Origin of the sequence: Bifidobacterium gallicum DSM 20093 = LMG 11596, from assembly GCF_000741205.1 — a bacterium.
GTDB lineage: Bacteria > Actinomycetota > Actinomycetes > Actinomycetales > Bifidobacteriaceae > Bifidobacterium > Bifidobacterium gallicum.
The window spans coordinates 185221-201410 of sequence record NZ_JGYW01000003.1; the positions used below are offsets into that span (position 1 = coordinate 185221).

A 16190-nucleotide genomic window follows, 5' to 3' on the forward strand; every position below is an offset into this window, starting at 1 on the left:
CTGTGAAGACATGATGTGCCGTGTGGGGAACACGGCAACAACCGATGGGAAAGGAAGTGCAGCATGGTGGATCGCTTCCCCGTGGTGCTGAGGGGTTACGACAAGGATCGTGTGGACGAGGCGCTGTCTGCGGCCCAAGTCACGATCGAACGTCTGCGCGAACAAGTCAAAGCCAACGACGACGTGATCTTGCAACTGCAAGCCAAAGTGCAGGAAGAACGCGCCAAAGCCGCCAATAATGACAACACGTTCGCCTCACTGGGCGCCAACGCGCAGCAAATGCTGGCCTCAGCCGAGCAGACCAGCACGGAACTGCTCGAACGCGCCAAAAAAGACGCCGCATCCACGCGCACCGAAGCGGCCTCCCAAGCGCAAACGCTGCTCAACAACGCCAAGCTTGACGCACAGCACATGCTGGCCGACGCGCAAGCCAAAGCCGACTCGCTGCTGCGCAACGCAAAGTCGGAAGCCGACACGATTGTGACGAACGCGCGGGAAGATTCCTCACAGCTGCGCGCGTCCACAGCCAAGTCAATCAAGGAACAGCGCGAGGCACTCGACCTTGAACTGACAAACTCGCGTGAAGAACACACGAAGCGTCTCGCTTCCGAACGTGCAGCCCAGGAACGCGAACTGTCGGACATGCGTGCCGAAGCGACGCAAACGATTTCCGAACAGCGAAAGGCCGCCAATGAGGAAATGACGCGCATCAAGAGCGAAACGAATGACCAGATCGAAGCGGCGCTCGCCGATGCGAACAAGAAGCTCGCCGACGTGCGCGAACAAGTGTCGAAGATGATGACCGAAGCGCAGCGCAAGGCCGGTGAAATCACCGATGCCGCACAAAGCCACGCGCAGGAAATCACCGACAACGCTGAAGTCGAGCGCACGCAAACAATCAGCCAGGTCAAGGCCGAGGTTGAGCAGATTCGCGCCGATATCGCCGACCAGCAGGATGAGGCGACGAACAAGGTCAACGAACTGCTGCGCTCGCTGGAGGAACGCCAAGCCGAGGCCAAGAAGGAATCGGAGGAGCTGCTCGCCCAGGCGCGTGCGACGCGTGAGGAAGCCGACGTCTATGCGGCCAACAAGCGCCACGAGGCTGATGATGAGGCGGCAAGCATTGTGCGCAAGGCCGCCGAGGAAGCGGCAGAGCAGATTGAGGATCGCCGTCAGGCCGCGAAGTCTGAGCTGGACAGCTTGCAAACGCGTATCGCCGATTTGCAAAGCCGTGAAGCTTCGATCACGCAGCGTGTGGCTGAATTGCGTTCGATGTTCGCCAATGCGTTCTCGAGCTTCGGCCTGGCCCCTGAAGGGCCTGCCGCGACCGATACGCTGTCGGTGGTCAACGCTGTGGCTGGAACGGATGAAAATGCCGCTTCTTGCGCACCTGTCGAGGCTGCTGCAGCTGCCCCGGCCGCTGCGGACGCCGCATATGATGCGCCAGGCAGCGTGGCTACACAAAGCTCGTTCTCGCATAGCGTTGCGGATGGTCCTGCCGGCGTTGAAGTGTCTGAGGAACACGTCGATGCGGTAATGACTGAAGACGGCGCTGTGGATGCCGCCGCGGACGATGCTGCGGATGAGGACCAGACGGGTGACGCGATGGCTGCCGTGCAGATGGAAGCGCAGGAAACCGCGGCTCTCGTTGAGGAAACCGTGATTTCCGAAGAAGCCCATGAAGACAATCCCGTCGAAGAGGCGCAAACCGTGATGCTGACAGCTGTGGATGACGATCAGCCGCATGGCGGTTTCGAAGGCGGCGCCCAAGAGTAGGGGCGAGGCTAGACTCGACGTTGAAAGCAACAGTCACGAGGCATCCGGCATGCGGCCGGGTGCCTCGACTGCGTGATACGGGCTATGTCGGGGGTATGGCGCTCCCTGCGGTGTGCCGTGTGTATGCGACGCGGCGGCTATAGGGTGGGCTATGCCACTGGAATATGGCGGAAATAACAAGAAAATACAGAAGACACCAGAGGAAAGAAGACAAGATGGCTCAGATTCAGCCGTTGGACGCAGCGCAACTCGACAGCATGCGTGAGGCGTTCGATGCCGACAAGTCAAATCGAATGGCCATGAACGCGGTGACGGCCGCGGGCATCGACAAAGTGGCACGCAACTATGACCGTGCGCGCCTGCTGCAGCGCCGATTCAGCATTCTCGTGGACGACGGCGAGGCCACCCACCAGGACCGGTCGGGCCGCTGCTGGCTGTTCAGCTCGCTGAACGTGGCGCGTTTCGTGGCCAAACGCAACATGAACCTGACCGAATTCGAGTTCTCGCAGAACTATGCGATGTATTTTGACAAACTCGAGCGCATCAACTACTTCCTGCAAGATATCGCGGCACTCGTGCGTGAAGGCGAGTCGATTGATTCGCGCCTGTTCCAGCACATGCTGCACGATGTGATGGGTGACGGCGGACAGTGGACGATGGCACTGAACATTTACAAGAAGTACGGTGCCGTCCCCAAGTCGCTGTACCCGGAAACCGAATCGTCCAAAAACACGGGCGAAATGAACACGCAGCTGCGCCGCCTGCTGCACACGGCCGTAGCGCACATGGTGGCCGAACCCGCGCGCATCGATGAGATTGTGAACGAAACAGTGCAAGCCGGACACCGCATGCTGACGATCCACTTGGGTGAGCCGCCCGTCGAGTTCGATTGGGAATGGACCGACAAGGACGGTAAGTTCCATCGCGACGGCACAATCACGCCGCAGGAATTCTGGAAGAAGTACGTGGGCGACGCAAACCTCGAAGAGTATGTGTGCCTCGTGGACGATCCGCGCGAGGAACATCCCAAGGGCAAGAAGATCGGCATCGAGCACCTGAACAACGTGGCCGGCGGCGATCCGACCGAATACCTGAACGTGCCCGTGCAGTTCATGAAGGATTGCGTGCGCACGATCCTTGACGAACAGGGCATCCCCGTGTGGTTCGGCGCGGACTGCCACCCGATGATGGACCGCGAGGACGGCGCCTGGGCTGTGGACCTGTTCGAGTACGGCAAGGTGTACGACGTCGACTTCGACATGGACAAGGAACAGCGTGTGCGGTTCGCTGATTCGGCGATGAACCACGCAATGGCGTTCGTCGGCGTGGACGTGGAAGACGACGGCAAGACGACGCGGCGTTGGCGCGTGGAGAACTCGTGGGGCACGAAGATCGCCGACAAGGGCTACTTCACGATGAGCGACCAGTGGTTCAGCCAGTACGTCTACGAAGTCGCCGTGCCCAAGGCGATGCTGCCCGAGGAATACCTCAAGGCGCTCGACGAAGCCCCGATCATGCTGCCGGCCTGGGATCCTATGGGCGCGCTGGCGTGAGCTTGCTGGCGCGGCTGCTGGAGTGAGTGGCTGGCGCGGCTGCTGGAGTGAGTGGCTGACGCGGCTGCTGGAGTGAGTGGCTGACGTGAGTTGGGCTGCCTGGCGCTGAGCTAGGTTGCGGTCGCTGGAGTAGTGCGCTCGCAGCCGCCTGAACCTACGCAACCGCCCCGTTGCTCCCTAAAGGGAGTGGCGGGGCGGTTGTTTTGTTGGGGTCGGAAGTGCGGTTTTGCTGACCGGTCTGGTCAGGGGAGGTGCGGTTTGGGACGCGGAAAGTGCGGTTTTGCTGACCGGGCTGGTCAGCGGAGATGCAGTTTGGGACGGGAAAGTGTAGTTTTCCTGACCGGGCTGGGCAGCAGAGGTGCGGTTTGAGGGCGGAAAGTGTAGTTTTCCTGACCACGCTGGTCAGGGGAGGTGCGGTTTGGGACGGGAAAGTGCGGTTTTGCTGACCGGTATGGTCAGGGGAGGTGCAGTTTGGGGTGGGTCGAGGGGACGGACAACTGAAGTGGGGGAGAGCGGGAACTGTGGGCTGGGCAGCAGGCCGAAGTGGGCTGAGCTGGGGATAAACGGTGGATGAAGTGGAAATGAAGTGTGGATGAGATGTGGATAAAAGGAATCTTCGGAGGGATGGAGTTGGCTGAAGGAAACTGTTGGAGAGCGGAAATGAAGTGGGTTGGAACAGGGCAGTGGACTTGGAATAGAGCGGAAATGGAGTGTGTGCGAAGCGGACCGGATGCAGGCCGGATATAGGCCTGATGGTGGTGACATGATTATTCACAAGGTATACGGGCGTACGGCAGTTATCCACATATGCACATTATTTTTTAACCGACGGAAATGATGCGGGGAAATTATTTACCATGAAACTGTGAGCAACGAAACATCATCCATGTATGCCGAGCATATGGCACGCAATGTCCACCAGCAGTCCCAGCGAACAGGCGCACACGCGACGCATCCGCCATCAAAGCCCTCCGATCAGCCTCGCACATCGCGAGCCAGGCCGCGGAGACGTTGGAGCGTCAATTTGCGGCGAGCTATGGAGGAAGCCGAGGCGGGCGGACGTTGTCTGCTGAGTAACAAAACAATTAGCAGGACCATGCATGGCCGTACCGATACCGGTGAATTTGTGCGGCTCATGCGCGGCGTTTATTATCCTGCTGAAGCGTGGAGCCAGCTGGACGTTGGCACCCGAACGATTATGCTCATGCGCTCGTTGCAAACGCTGCATCCGCAATGGGTGTTCACCGGCATGCATGCCGCTCTCGTTCATAACCTCTACTATTCCACGCTGGTATTGGATCAAGGTCCGTTCCATCTGCTGACCACGCGTGGCGGCAGCCAAGTTGACGACGTGTCGCACGTCAAACGGCACCATGTTGACCGTATTGATTTCGAAGTTGTGCAGGGCATACGTGTGGCGACTGCGGCGCGCACCGTGGTGGACTGCGCAAATATTTATGAGTTCCGCAATGCGTTGGGCGTGGCTGATTCCTACCTGAGGAATGGTGGTTTCCTTGAGGATATTTACCACGCTGCACACGCATACATCACGCCGCAGTTGATCGACGTGTTGCGTTATGCCGACGCGAACAGTGAAAGCGGCGGCGAATCGTTCAGTAGGGCCACGATGATTGAAATGCGCTATGTACCGCCGATATTGCAAGTGCCATGCCGTGTGACGCAACCGGATATGGTGCGCCGGTTGGATTACTTGTGGTTCCTGCCGAACGGGTCGCGCTGGGCGTTCGAGTGCGACGGCATGCAAAAATATATCGATCCCGAATCCAACCAGGTCATTGGCAACAGAGTGGCCGACCAAGTAGTGCGTGACAAGCAGGTCATCGATGCGGGTATTCAAGGCGTCACTCATTTCACGCTGTCTGATGCCATCCGCAGGGCACCTCTGCGGCAGATGCTCGCCAAAGCGAACATCCCTCAGGTGCAGGGTCCCGCGCTGCTGAGTTCAACGACAGGCATGCGCTGAATGCTGGGGCGGTGGGTGAGAAGGGCCGGTAGGTCAGAGGGGCTGGATCCGTGCCAAGGGCGGATTCAGACCGGATTGACGTGCTGAATGGGGTCGGGCATGTCGGAGGAGCCCCGCCGTTCCCTAGATGAAGAGGAAAGTGCGCCTTTGCTGACCATGCTGGTCAGGGGAGACGTGGTTTGGGTTGGGAAACCGCGTCTTTTCGTACCACCTCGGTAAGGGAAGGTGCGGTTTGGGAGTCGGAACTGCAGTTTTGCTGACCATGCTGGTAAGGGGAGACGCGGTTTAGGATGGGAAACTGCAGTTTTACTGACCAGGTTGGTCAGGAGAGGTGCGGTTTGGGCCTGAAACTGCGTTTCTTCTGACCATGCTGGTAAGGGGAGATGCGGTTTGGGAGCTGGAACTGCGGTTTTGCTGACCAGGTTGGTAAGGGGAGACGCGGTTTGGGAGCTGAAACTGCGGTTTTGCTGACCGGGCTGGTCAGCGGAGATGCAGTTTGGGAGTCGGAGCTGCAGTTTTCCTGACCGGGCTGGTCAGGAAAGATGCGGTTTAGGGTGGGGGAATCCGCCCTGTGGGGGCGCCGGCTCGGCGGTTAGGGCAGGCCTCTCGGAGCAGCTTGCGCCCGTAGTTGCAGTGTTTGCAGAGTTGGTGGAAGTTTCTGAGATAGGGCTGCATTAAGGGGGATACATATGGATATAGTGAGACGTTCGTAAGGTTGCTGCTGGTGCCACCCGGCAGGTATCGTCTGGCAGGTGCCGTCCGACAGGCGTACCCGTCAGATGCCCCAACTGGCCCCTCGACTGGTATCGGCCGCCCCTGTGCTCGGCAGGCTCCATCCGTCACCCGCCGACAGGCCAGCCGGCAGCCACACCATAACCAGCGTCAACCACTATCAGCGTCAACAGCGGAGGAATACAGCGATGAATGCGATGCGCGGTCCAGATAGCTCTCATGAGGAACTGCCTGAGGGTGCGGTGTTCCCCGAGACTGTCGATGTGAATATCCGCCAGCTCGACCCGATTCCCGCTCCTCGCTATTTTATTCGCGAACTGCCGTTGAGCGACGAGGCTTGCGATCTGGTCATGCGCTCGCGCAGCGAGATCCGCGACGTGCTGCACGGCCGCGACGACCGTCTGCTCGCCATCGTCGGCCCGTGTTCGATCCACGACCCGAAGGCCGCGCACGAGTACGCCGCGCGTTTGGCCAAGCTCAACGAGGAGCTTAAGGACGACCTCGTCATCGTCATGCGCGTCTACTTCCAGAAGCCGCGCACCACGATCGGTTGGAAGGGCCTGATCAACGATCCCGACCTCGACGGCCGTTTTGATATTCGCAAAGGCATGTGGTTGGCTCGCAAGGTGCTCACCGACGTGCTTTCGATGGGCTTGCCGACGGCTACCGAATGGCTCGACCCGATCACGCCGCAATATTTGTGCGATCTCGTCAGCTGGGGCGCAATCGGCGCGCGCAACACGGAAAGCCAGGTGCATCGCGAGCTCGCCAGCGGTATGAGCATGCCGATCGGCTTCAAGAACGCTACGGACGGTTCCGTCAAGCCGGCCGCCGACTCGTGCTACGCGGCCGCGTTCGAGCATCACTTCCTGTCGATCAACCTTGACGGCCGCGTCATCGCTGCCGAGACCAAGGGCAATCCCGACTGTCACCTTGTGCTGCGCGGTTCCGACAAGGGGCCCAACTACGACGCCGAGTCCGTCGCGCGTGCGCTCGAGGAACTGCGCTTGTCGAAGGCCGAAGGCCCAAGCAACCACGGTCTGATCATCGACGCCGCGCACGGCAACTGCGGCAAGGACGAGGTGCAAGAGGCTCGCGTTCTCGAGAACATCACTGAGCGCATCGCAGCTGGCGAGCGCGGCATCCTCGGCATTATGATGGAGAGCTTCCTCGTTGCCGGCCATCAGGATCCGGCTCCGCTCGACGAACTTACGTATGGCCAGTCTGTCACCGACGCCTGCGTGCCGTGGGACCGCACCGAGGAGTTGCTGCGCGGCCTCGCTCAGGCGGTGCGCACGCGCCGCGGCTGACGTCCGTTTGCGTTGTTGTTGATTCACTCGGCCGTGCGCTTGGGGTAGCGACGGCCGGCAATACTGGACGCCACGTTCACTATGTGGCCATCGTCTACCCGCGTGAGCACAATGGCCAAGGGAAAAATTGCAGTAGGGGAGCCGTATTCATGCCGCGTAGCGTTCAGTCCGTTCGCATTTCAGGAGATTTGAATTCTTCGGTCCGTCCTCGGCGTTCACGTATTCTCGCCGCTGACGGTTTGCGCGCGCTCGCCATTATCGGCGTTATCGCATATCACACGCGCCCGTCTCTGCTGAAGGGCGGTTTGCTCGGCGTCACGCTGTTTTTTGTGATGACGGGTTTCTTCACGACGCGCAGTTTGCTGCGTGCTTACGCTCGTCATCATTTTGATTTCCCACGTACCCTCATCAAGCGTCTCAAGCGACTGTGGCCTGCGGTGCTCACTGTTGTAGCGTTGGTTGCGCCTTTGACGTACCTGATCGCACCAAGCTTGTTGCACAAAGTGCAGCAGGACGCGTTGCCGAGTGCGCTGTTTGCGAGCAATTGGGTCTATATTGCGCGGCATACCTCGTATTTTGAGGCGGCTGGATTGCCTTCGCCGTTGACGCATTTATGGTATACGAGCCTGATCATGCAATTCGCCGTGGTTTGGATGCTCGTGTTAGCAGCCATTGTCGTGTGTTGCAAGTCGCGTCGCATGCGCATGTTGTGTGTGCTTGTGCTGATTGTGTTATCGACGTCCGAAATGGCTGTGCTCTATGAGACCGGTCATGAGATTTCGCGCATGTATTACGGGCTTGACACGCGTGCCGCTGAAATCCTTGTTGGCGCGCTGCTCGCGATGATGATGGCTCCGGAATCCGATGGCGGTTCTCGTGAGCGTGAACCGGGTTTGCCGCCTGAACCGCAATGGATGCGTGGCGTTTCGGCATGGGTGGGCGCCGCGTTGCTGTGTGGCATTATTGCGGCGTTTGTGCTTGTGGATGGTCGTGGCGCCGGCTTGTATGAGGGCGGTTTCCTGCTGACGGCCATCGCCAGTGCGATTGTGGTGTGGACGTGCACCAAATCCACCTGGTTGAGCCGTGTGTTGGGTTGCAAACCGTTGCTGTATTTGGGTTCGCGATCGTTCTCGCTGTATTTGGTGCATTATCCGCTGCTTGAGTTCATGAATCCCGCTACGCGTGTGACGCGAGTGCAGTGGTGGGAATGGATTGTGCAGTTCGCAATCATCCTGATTGTGGGCGAATTGTTCTATCAATGCATTGAAGCGTTGCGCGGTGCGCCATGGTTGCCATGGATGCGTTCCACCTTGCGCACGTTCCATGATGGCGCGTTGCGTCCGGGTGCGATCGTGGGCGCTGTGTTGGGCGCGTTGACGGCGCTTGTGTTGGCGTTTGCGCCTGTGCCTTGGGCGCAGTTGGCGCAAACACGCGCCGAACAGTTGCGTCCGGAATTGGTGGCGGCCGCCAAGGCCAGCCCTTCAGCGCAACCGTCGCAAGCCCCGGCATCGCCGGCTCCTGAGTCCAAGGATGATGCGGCGCAACCGTCAGCATCGCCTTCGCCTGCCGCACCTCAAGTGCAGGCCGCCATTGTACCGAAGAACTTGCAGCCTGAGCGTTGGCGTTGCACGGCTGATTCCTGTGATGCGCGCGTGCTCATTGTGGGCGACTCGGTGACCGAAGGTGCACAACCCGTGTTGCAGCAGCAATTCCCGAATGCTGTGATTGACGCGCAAGTGTCACGTTCGTTCCTGGCTGGCATCGACATTGTGCGCAACCAGGTGGCGGCGCATGATCCGCAGCTCGTCATTGTGGCGCTTGGTTCCAACGATTTGGTCAATCAGCGTGAATTGGACCTGATGCTTGACGCTGTTGGCGGCCGCCCGCTCTACCTGATTACGCCTCGCGCGCCTGTGGAATGGGTGGAGCCCGACGTGGCCACGTTCAACGCGTATGCGCAGCAGCACGACAATGTCGGCATCATTGATTGGCATGCGTTGACGGCCCAACATCCAGAATACCTTGTGGATGACGGCACACATTTGACGCCGGCCGGCGAAGAAGGATTCACGGCATTGATCAAGGACGCCTGCTGTCCACGATGACGCATCCGCGGATACCAAGGGCGTTACAGTGAGTGTGCCAACCTGCTGTTGAGCGTGGTATGTGCACATTGCGCGCGAATCGCGCGCGCCCGATATCAAGCTGTTATGCTTGGGCAGCATGAACCGCCAGCAAGATGAATTGTCATCACAACCGGATGCGTCGCGCATGAATGTTGCCGCCACTGCCGCCACTGCCGCCGACCATATCCACCATGTGGATGATCCGTCACGTGTTGATCCGCAAAAGCTGCATGCCGTGCACCAGGTGCTGCAGGAGGGTGGCGACCCGTTTACCGAACTGACGGATTTGCCGCGGTGGGAAGACCAGGTCGGCATTGACCGCATCATCAACAGGCGTGTGCTTGAACTCGACCCGTTGCCCACTCCCGCCTCAATACTCGCGCAATACCCGCTGTCGCCGAAGGCGCGCGACATCGTCGCCTATTCGCGCGATGAAATCCGTGCATGCCTTTATGGCCAGGATGACCGTTTGCTCGTGATCGCCGGCCCATGCTCAGTGCATGACCCGCAGGCGGCCTTTGATTATGCCGAACGTCTGGCCCGTGTCAAGCAGCAGGTGGAAAGCGAACTGCTGATTGTGATGCGCGTCTATTTTGAAAAACCGCGTACCACAGTCGGTTGGAAAGGCCTGATCAACGATCCCGACATTGACGGCACGCATAACATTCCCAAAGGCCTCGTGCTGGCTCGCCAAACGTTGCTTGGCGTGCTCGATCGCGGATTGGCGGCAGCCACCGAATTCCTTGAGCCCACAAGCCCCCAGTTCATTGCTGATGCCGTCAGCTGGGGCGCGATTGGCGCGCGCAACACGGAAAGCCAGGTGCATCGCCAACTCGCGAGCGGCCTATCGATGCCCATCGGCTTCAAGAACGCGACGGACGGATCGGTCAAAGCCGCAGTCAATGGTTGCTTCGCCAGCGCACAGCAGCACACGTTCTTCGGCATTGACCATTTGGGCCATGCCTGCGCTGTGGAAACCATGGGCAACCCTGATTGCCATGTGGTATTGCGCGGTTCAATTCATGGACCCAACTACGACACGGCCTCGGTCGAGCAGGCCTTGGATGTGATTCGTGATGAAATGCCTGCCGATTCAGCGGCAAGCCACGGTGTCATTGTGGATTGCTCGCATGGCAACTCCGGCAAAGACCATGTGCGTCAAGCGCAAGTGGTGCGCACGATTGGCCAGCGCATCGCAGCTGGCGAGCGCGGCATCACAGGCATCATGATGGAAAGTTTCATCGAACCAGGCAATCAGCCCGAAGGGCCACTTGACACGCTCGTCTACGGCAAATCCATCACCGACAAATGCATTGGTTGGGATGATACGGAACAGTTGCTGTTCGAATTGGCCGATTGCGTCAAAGCCCGACGTTGGGCTTGAATACGACCCAGCCGGCGCCCTGAGCCGATGTGGCTAGAGTGGTGGCGGCGCAATCTAGACATGTGGCGTGCAACAGTGCTTCATGCGAATTGGCGAAAAGGAGAAGGAGACCGTTATGCAGGTGGCCATTATCAGCGCTCTGGAAGAGGAAGCGGCCCACATCGCCGCGTCATTGGACGATGTGCATGTGCACGAACGCGCAAGCCTGACAATCACACGTGGCACAATCGCGGCCGATTCAGGCGAAACGATCGATGTTGCCGTCACTGTTGGCGGTATGGGCTTGGTCAACGCGGCCGCCACCACACAATGCCTTATTGATCTGGTCGACCCGCAAGCCGTGATTTTCTCGGGTATTGCCGGCAACCTCAACCCTGAACTGCATGTCAACGACATTGTGCTTGGCGGCACGTTGCGTTATCTCGACACGGACATGCGTCTCGTGGGCCAGTGGAAGCCCGAAAGCGACGAGTTCCATTCCGACCCGCAGCTGTTGGATTTGGCGTCACGCACGTTGGATGCCATGGGCATCCACCACATTACGGGCATCATCGCCTCTGGCAACTATTTTGTGGACTCGCCGCAAAAAGTGGAGGAAGTCATTCGCGCCACCCATGCCGACGCTGTGGAAATGGAAGGCGCAGCCGTCGCACACGTGGCTGCACGCAACGACGTGCCCGCGCTGATCATTCGCGCCATGAGCGATAACGCCGATACGGACTATGAGGAATTCCATACATTTGATGTGTCGGAGTATGCCGACACGGCCGCGCGTATGGCGCTTGCCATCATCAAAGGCTTGTGACAAGTTGCCGGACGGCATTGGAGCTCGACGAACTTGCCGACAATGCGCAGGCAACGCGCCGGTAGCACCCGTGCGGTTGGTCACGATGATCGTCCGACAAAGGGGCACACACCACTGTGTCGCCTAAGCTGGTAGTGGCGCATATGCGTAGAAGAACCGAGAAACAAAGGCAATGACGTTGATGAACACCAAGCGACACCATGGCCCGACGGCCATTGCGCGTGCACTGGCCGCAATATGCGGACTGGCTTTGCTGATTCCTGTTGCCGCCTGCGGTGACAACGCCCCGATTGACAACGATACGGGAGCGCCGGCCAGTGGTATCACGGGCAACTATGCGGGCGCCGGCGCATCTTCGCAGCAAGCCGCTGTGGAAGCCTGGATTTCCGGGTTCACCTCCAAGAATCCCGGCACGTCAATTTCATACAATCCCACAGGATCGGGAGCCGGTGTCACGACATTCCTGACGGGGGCCACCGCCTGGGCATCCTCCGACAAAGCGCTCTCGGACCAGGAAGTGCGCGAATCACAGCAGGCGTGCGCATCGGGCACAGCCTTTGATGTGCCCGTCTACATTTCCCCAATCGCCATCGCATTCAACCTGGCCGGCGTGGAAGCGAGCGACGGTTCGCGTGCCCATTTGACGATGGATGCCGCAACAATCGCACGCATTTTCAACGGTTCCATCACGCGTTGGAATGATGCGGCGTTGCAACGGCTCAACCCGAACATCACATTGCCCGACCTGCCAATCACCGTCGTGCACCGTTCCGACAAATCAGGCACGACGCAAAATTTTGTGGAATACCTCAAAGACGCCGCACCCAAGGATTGGAACTACGACATCAGTGAAAACTGGCCCAATGAAGTAGGCCAAGGCGCCAAAGGTTCCACAGGTGTCATCAACACGATCGACCAGGCCAACGGCACAATCGGCTACGCCGATCTGTCAACAATCGGCTCGCTGGGCACCGTCGACATCCAGGTTGGCGATGAAGCCGTGCCCGTATCGGCCGAAGCGGCGGCCAAAGCCATCGCCGACTCGAGTGTGGCCGAGCATCTCTATGGAGACAACCGCGTCGTCATCGATGTGAACCATACCACGACGGCGAAAGGCGCCTACCCGGTCGTGCTCGTCTCGTACGACATCGTCTGCCCCGTGTACCGCCACAGCGGCACCACCGACTTCGCGAAGGCGTGGTTGCGTTACATCACTTCGGACGCGGGCCAGCGCATGGCCACACGCGCCGCAGGAGCGGCACCGTTACCGCAGAACATTGTTGAACACATCCAAACTTCCATCGATGCGATGGGAGCCGATGCCAAAACCTTGAAGGAGCAGCAGTGAATGCCGCCAAAGCGCCTGTGGACAATGCCTCCGCGGGCCAATCTTCCACTGAACCCGACATGACCGCCACCACGGGCGACACGGCCTCATTGACCAAACCCGTCAGCGGACGTCAAGCCGACCAAGTGTTCAAAGCCATCGCCTATGGCTGTGGCGTGCTGATCCTCGTCGTGCTGGCCGCAGTCGCGATTTTCCTGCTCGTGCGCGCATGGCCGCTGATTGGCGGTGACCAGCAAGCCGTCAGCGACGTGATTTCCGGATTCACTGGAGGCCGCGCCACGAACTTCTGGTCATATGTGGGCCCCCTCGTGTTCGGCACCGTGCTCGTATCGGCGTTGGCATTGCTGATCGCATTCTTCGTGGCGATCGGCATCGCATTGTTCATTTCGCATTACGCGCCCAAACGCCTGGCCGCCGTCTTAAGCTACGTCGTCGATTTGCTCGCGGCCATCCCGTCCGTCATTTACGGCCTGTGGGGCGGCATCGTGCTCGTACCGGCCATCTTCCCGTTCTGGAATTGGGTGGCCGAACATTTGGGATTCATCCCATTGTTCGCCGGCCCTGCGGCCAACCCGCCACGCACCGTGGCCACTGTGGCCGTCGTGCTGGCCATCATGATCTTGCCGATTATCACGTCGATTGCACGCGACATCTTCCTGCAAACACCAAAACTGTTGCAAGAAGCCGCATTGGGCTTGGGCGCCACCAAATGGGAGATGATCAAACTCGCCGTACTGCCATTCGGCAAATCAGGCATCGTATCCGCATCGATGCTGGGTCTGGGCAGGGCACTCGGTGAAACAATGGCTGTGCTGATGATCCTGTCTCCAGGCCTGACCTATTCGTTCCACCTGTTGCAAGCCTCGAAGAACCAGACGATTGCGGCCAACATCGCCGCCCAATATCCGGAAGCCAATTCCATCGGCGTATCCGTGCTGATTGGCACCGGCCTCGTGCTGTTCATCATCACGTTCCTCGTGAACCTCATCGCGCGCAAAATCACGCAGAAAGCGAGCGTCAAATGAGTGATTCCCGCCAACCGCGCAATGATCTGCGCAATGATCCGCGCAACAATCCGCGCAGTAATTCCAACAACGATTCACACAACAATCCCAACAACGCGGCGTTCCCCGACGTGCCCTCAGCCGACGACCTGCGCGAAACCCGTGCGCTGGACGCGCTGACGCGTGACGACACCGCGCTCGCCGACCGCCACGCCGCTCACGCCAGCCAGCCGTCACCAGCAGCAGCCACACCCCAAGAGCCCGCTTCGGCCATGGATGGCGCACCCGTTATCGATTTTGACAAGTTCAAACCCACGCGTTCCTACACGGCCGCGCGCAAGCGCAAAGACGTGGTGATGCGCGTACTGATCGTGCTCGCGTTCATAGTGGCCTGCATCCCGCTGATTTCCGTGCTCTGGACGACGATTGTCAATGGCGTGCACCGTTTCAACTGGGACTTTTTGAGCCATAACATGACGAATGTGATTGGCGGTGAAGCCACGGCCACGAACGGCTATGGCGGCATTCTGCACGCGATCATCGGCACGCTGGAAATCACAGCCGGAGCCATGGTCATCTCGATTCCTGTGGGCATCATGTGTTCGGTGTTCCTGACCGAATACCGCCAAACCGGGCGGCTCTCGCGCATGATTCATCTGCTCGTGGACGTGATGAGCGGCATCCCGTCGATTGTGGCCGGCCTGTTCGCGTTCTCAATGTTCGCAATCATTGCGGGCCCCGGCACACTCAACGGTTTTGAAGGCTCAGTCGCGTTGTCGCTGCTGATGATCCCGACCGTCGTCAAAACGACGGAAGAGATGCTGCGCATTGTGCCGAACGATTTGCGTGAGGCCTCACTCGCATTGGGCGTGACCAAACAGCGCACAATCACGAAAGTCGTATTGCGCACAGCGCTGCCCGGCATCGTCTCTGGCTCAATCCTGGCCATCGCGCGTGTGATCGGTGAGACGGCTCCGCTGCTGATGACGGCAGGCTACATCGTGTCGACGAACGCGAACCTGTTCTCGGGCCAAATGACGACGCTGCCCGTGTTCGTCTATCAGGAATACAGCAAACTGCGCGCGAACTGCCCGGCCAACGCCGACGCGAGCTGTGTGACGACGATTCCTATGGAACGCGCTTGGGCCGCCGCACTCATGCTGATCTTGATTGTGCTCGTGCTGAACCTGATCGGGCGCATTATCGCCCGTGTGTTCAGTGTCAAGACCAAGTGAGCGGGCATGAGGCAACGGCACGCCACTGCGGTGATGTGCGGAAATAAAAATTTAATTACCAACTGAACTTGAACAACCGAAACTGAACAGACGAAGGAACCCACATGGGACAGCGCATTGATGTGAACCATCTGAATATTTATTATGGTTCGTTCCTGGCCGTTGAGGACGTGAACCTCAACATTCAAGCGAACAAAGTGACGGCGTTCATCGGGCCGTCGGGCTGCGGAAAATCAACAGTGCTGCGCACGCTCGACCGCATGCACGAAATCACGCCGGGCGCGCACTGCACAGGCGAGGTGCTGCTCGAAGGCCAGAATCTCTACGCCAGCGACGTCGATCCCGTAGCCGTGCGCCGCGACGTGGGCATGGTGTTCCAGCGGCCCAACCCGTTCCCGACAATGTCAATCCGCGAGAACGTGCTGGCCGGCGCGCGCCTGAACAACCGTCACATCGCCAAATCGGACGCCGACGACCTCGTCGAGTGGGCACTGCGCGGCGCGAACCTGTGGAATGAAGTCAAGGACCGTCTTGACAACCCGGGTATCGGCTTGTCGGGCGGCCAGCAGCAGCGTCTGTGTATCGCGCGTGCCGTGGCCGTGCATCCGCAAGTGCTGCTGATGGACGAGCCGTGCTCGGCACTCGACCCGATTTCGACGTTGGCCGTCGAGGATCTGATCAACGAACTCAAGCACGAGTACACGATCGTCATCGTCACGCACAACATGCAGCAGGCCGCGCGTATCGCCGATTACACGGCGTTTTTCAACCTCAAGGCCGTCGGACAGCCCGGCCATCTCGAGTATTTCGCCGACACGACGACGATGTTCAACAACCCGCAGAACGAAGAAGCCGAGCGTTACGTCTCGGGCCGTTTCGGCTGATCGGGGGGGGGGGGGGGGAGGGGCTTCCCAACGCGCCGCCGCGCAAACT

11 protein-coding genes are annotated in these 16190 nt (G+C 59.4%); all 11 read left to right on the forward strand.

Annotated elements, in window-relative coordinates; genetic code table 11:
* Window positions 1–63 precede the first annotated feature (63 nt).
* Entirely contained in the window at window positions 64–1776 is a 1713-nt protein-coding gene (locus BGLCM_RS02840; RefSeq protein WP_006295337.1) for a coiled-coil domain-containing protein, read from the forward strand.
* Window positions 1777–1991: 215 nt separating this feature from the next.
* Window positions 1992–3329, forward strand: a complete 1338-nt coding sequence (locus BGLCM_RS02845) for a C1 family peptidase (RefSeq protein ID WP_044084640.1) — start codon at window positions 1992–1994, stop codon at window positions 3327–3329.
* Between the two features lie 1096 nt (window positions 3330–4425).
* Entirely contained in the window at window positions 4426–5313 is an 888-nt protein-coding gene (locus tag BGLCM_RS07990; protein WP_052295118.1) for a hypothetical protein, read from the forward strand.
* A 920-nt stretch (window positions 5314–6233) separates the two neighbouring features.
* Window positions 6234–7355: a 3-deoxy-7-phosphoheptulonate synthase gene (locus tag BGLCM_RS02855; protein WP_006295332.1), complete on the forward strand. Its 1122-nt coding sequence runs from the start codon at window positions 6234–6236 to the stop codon at window positions 7353–7355.
* 149 nt (window positions 7356–7504) lie between these two features.
* The gene (locus tag BGLCM_RS02860; protein WP_081450403.1) at window positions 7505–9460 is read left to right on the forward strand and encodes an acyltransferase family protein; all 1956 of its coding nucleotides are present in this window, start codon (window positions 7505–7507) and stop codon (window positions 9458–9460) included.
* A 118-nt stretch (window positions 9461–9578) separates the two neighbouring features.
* Window positions 9579–10865, forward strand: a complete 1287-nt coding sequence (locus tag BGLCM_RS02865; protein ID WP_006295330.1) for a 3-deoxy-7-phosphoheptulonate synthase — start codon at window positions 9579–9581, stop codon at window positions 10863–10865.
* Between the two features lie 115 nt (window positions 10866–10980).
* On the forward strand, window positions 10981–11670 hold the full coding sequence (gene mtnN, locus BGLCM_RS02870) for a 5'-methylthioadenosine/S-adenosylhomocysteine nucleosidase (protein WP_420796141.1): 690 nt from the start codon (window positions 10981–10983) through the stop codon (window positions 11668–11670).
* A gap of 172 nt (window positions 11671–11842) precedes the next feature.
* Window positions 11843–13018 carry a phosphate ABC transporter substrate-binding protein PstS gene (locus tag BGLCM_RS02875; protein WP_006295328.1) on the forward strand — a complete coding sequence of 392 codons (1176 nt, stop codon included), beginning with the start codon at window positions 11843–11845 and terminating at the stop codon, window positions 13016–13018.
* Window positions 13019–13077: 59 nt separating this feature from the next.
* A complete protein-coding gene (gene pstC, locus BGLCM_RS02880) occupies window positions 13078–14043 on the forward strand; it encodes a phosphate ABC transporter permease subunit PstC (RefSeq protein WP_044084705.1) in 966 nt (321 codons plus the stop codon).
* A 251-nt stretch (window positions 14044–14294) separates the two neighbouring features.
* Complete coding sequence (gene pstA / locus BGLCM_RS02885; RefSeq protein WP_044084707.1) at window positions 14295–15257, forward strand: phosphate ABC transporter permease PstA; 963 nt, start codon at window positions 14295–14297, stop codon at window positions 15255–15257.
* Between the two features lie 104 nt (window positions 15258–15361).
* A complete protein-coding gene (gene pstB, locus BGLCM_RS02890) occupies window positions 15362–16141 on the forward strand; it encodes a phosphate ABC transporter ATP-binding protein PstB (RefSeq protein WP_006295325.1) in 780 nt (259 codons plus the stop codon).
* Window positions 16142–16190 lie beyond the last annotated feature (49 nt).

Coding starts and splice junctions, on each gene's coding strand:
- BGLCM_RS02875 (WP_006295328.1), top strand. CDS start 11,843: ATGACGTTGATGAACACCAAGCGACACCATGGCCCGACGGCCATTGCG.
- pstB (WP_006295325.1), top strand. CDS start 15,362: ATGGGACAGCGCATTGATGTGAACCATCTGAATATTTATTATGGTTCG.
- BGLCM_RS02840 (WP_006295337.1), top strand. CDS start 64: ATGGTGGATCGCTTCCCCGTGGTGCTGAGGGGTTACGACAAGGATCGT.
- BGLCM_RS07990 (WP_052295118.1), top strand. CDS start 4,426: ATGCATGGCCGTACCGATACCGGTGAATTTGTGCGGCTCATGCGCGGC.
- mtnN (WP_420796141.1), top strand. CDS start 10,981: ATGCAGGTGGCCATTATCAGCGCTCTGGAAGAGGAAGCGGCCCACATC.
- pstA (WP_044084707.1), top strand. CDS start 14,295: ATGGATGGCGCACCCGTTATCGATTTTGACAAGTTCAAACCCACGCGT.
- BGLCM_RS02865 (WP_006295330.1), top strand. CDS start 9,579: ATGAACCGCCAGCAAGATGAATTGTCATCACAACCGGATGCGTCGCGC.
- BGLCM_RS02855 (WP_006295332.1), top strand. CDS start 6,234: ATGAATGCGATGCGCGGTCCAGATAGCTCTCATGAGGAACTGCCTGAG.
- pstC (WP_044084705.1), top strand. CDS start 13,078: ATGACCGCCACCACGGGCGACACGGCCTCATTGACCAAACCCGTCAGC.
- BGLCM_RS02845 (WP_044084640.1), top strand. CDS start 1,992: ATGGCTCAGATTCAGCCGTTGGACGCAGCGCAACTCGACAGCATGCGT.
- BGLCM_RS02860 (WP_081450403.1), top strand. CDS start 7,505: ATGCCGCGTAGCGTTCAGTCCGTTCGCATTTCAGGAGATTTGAATTCT.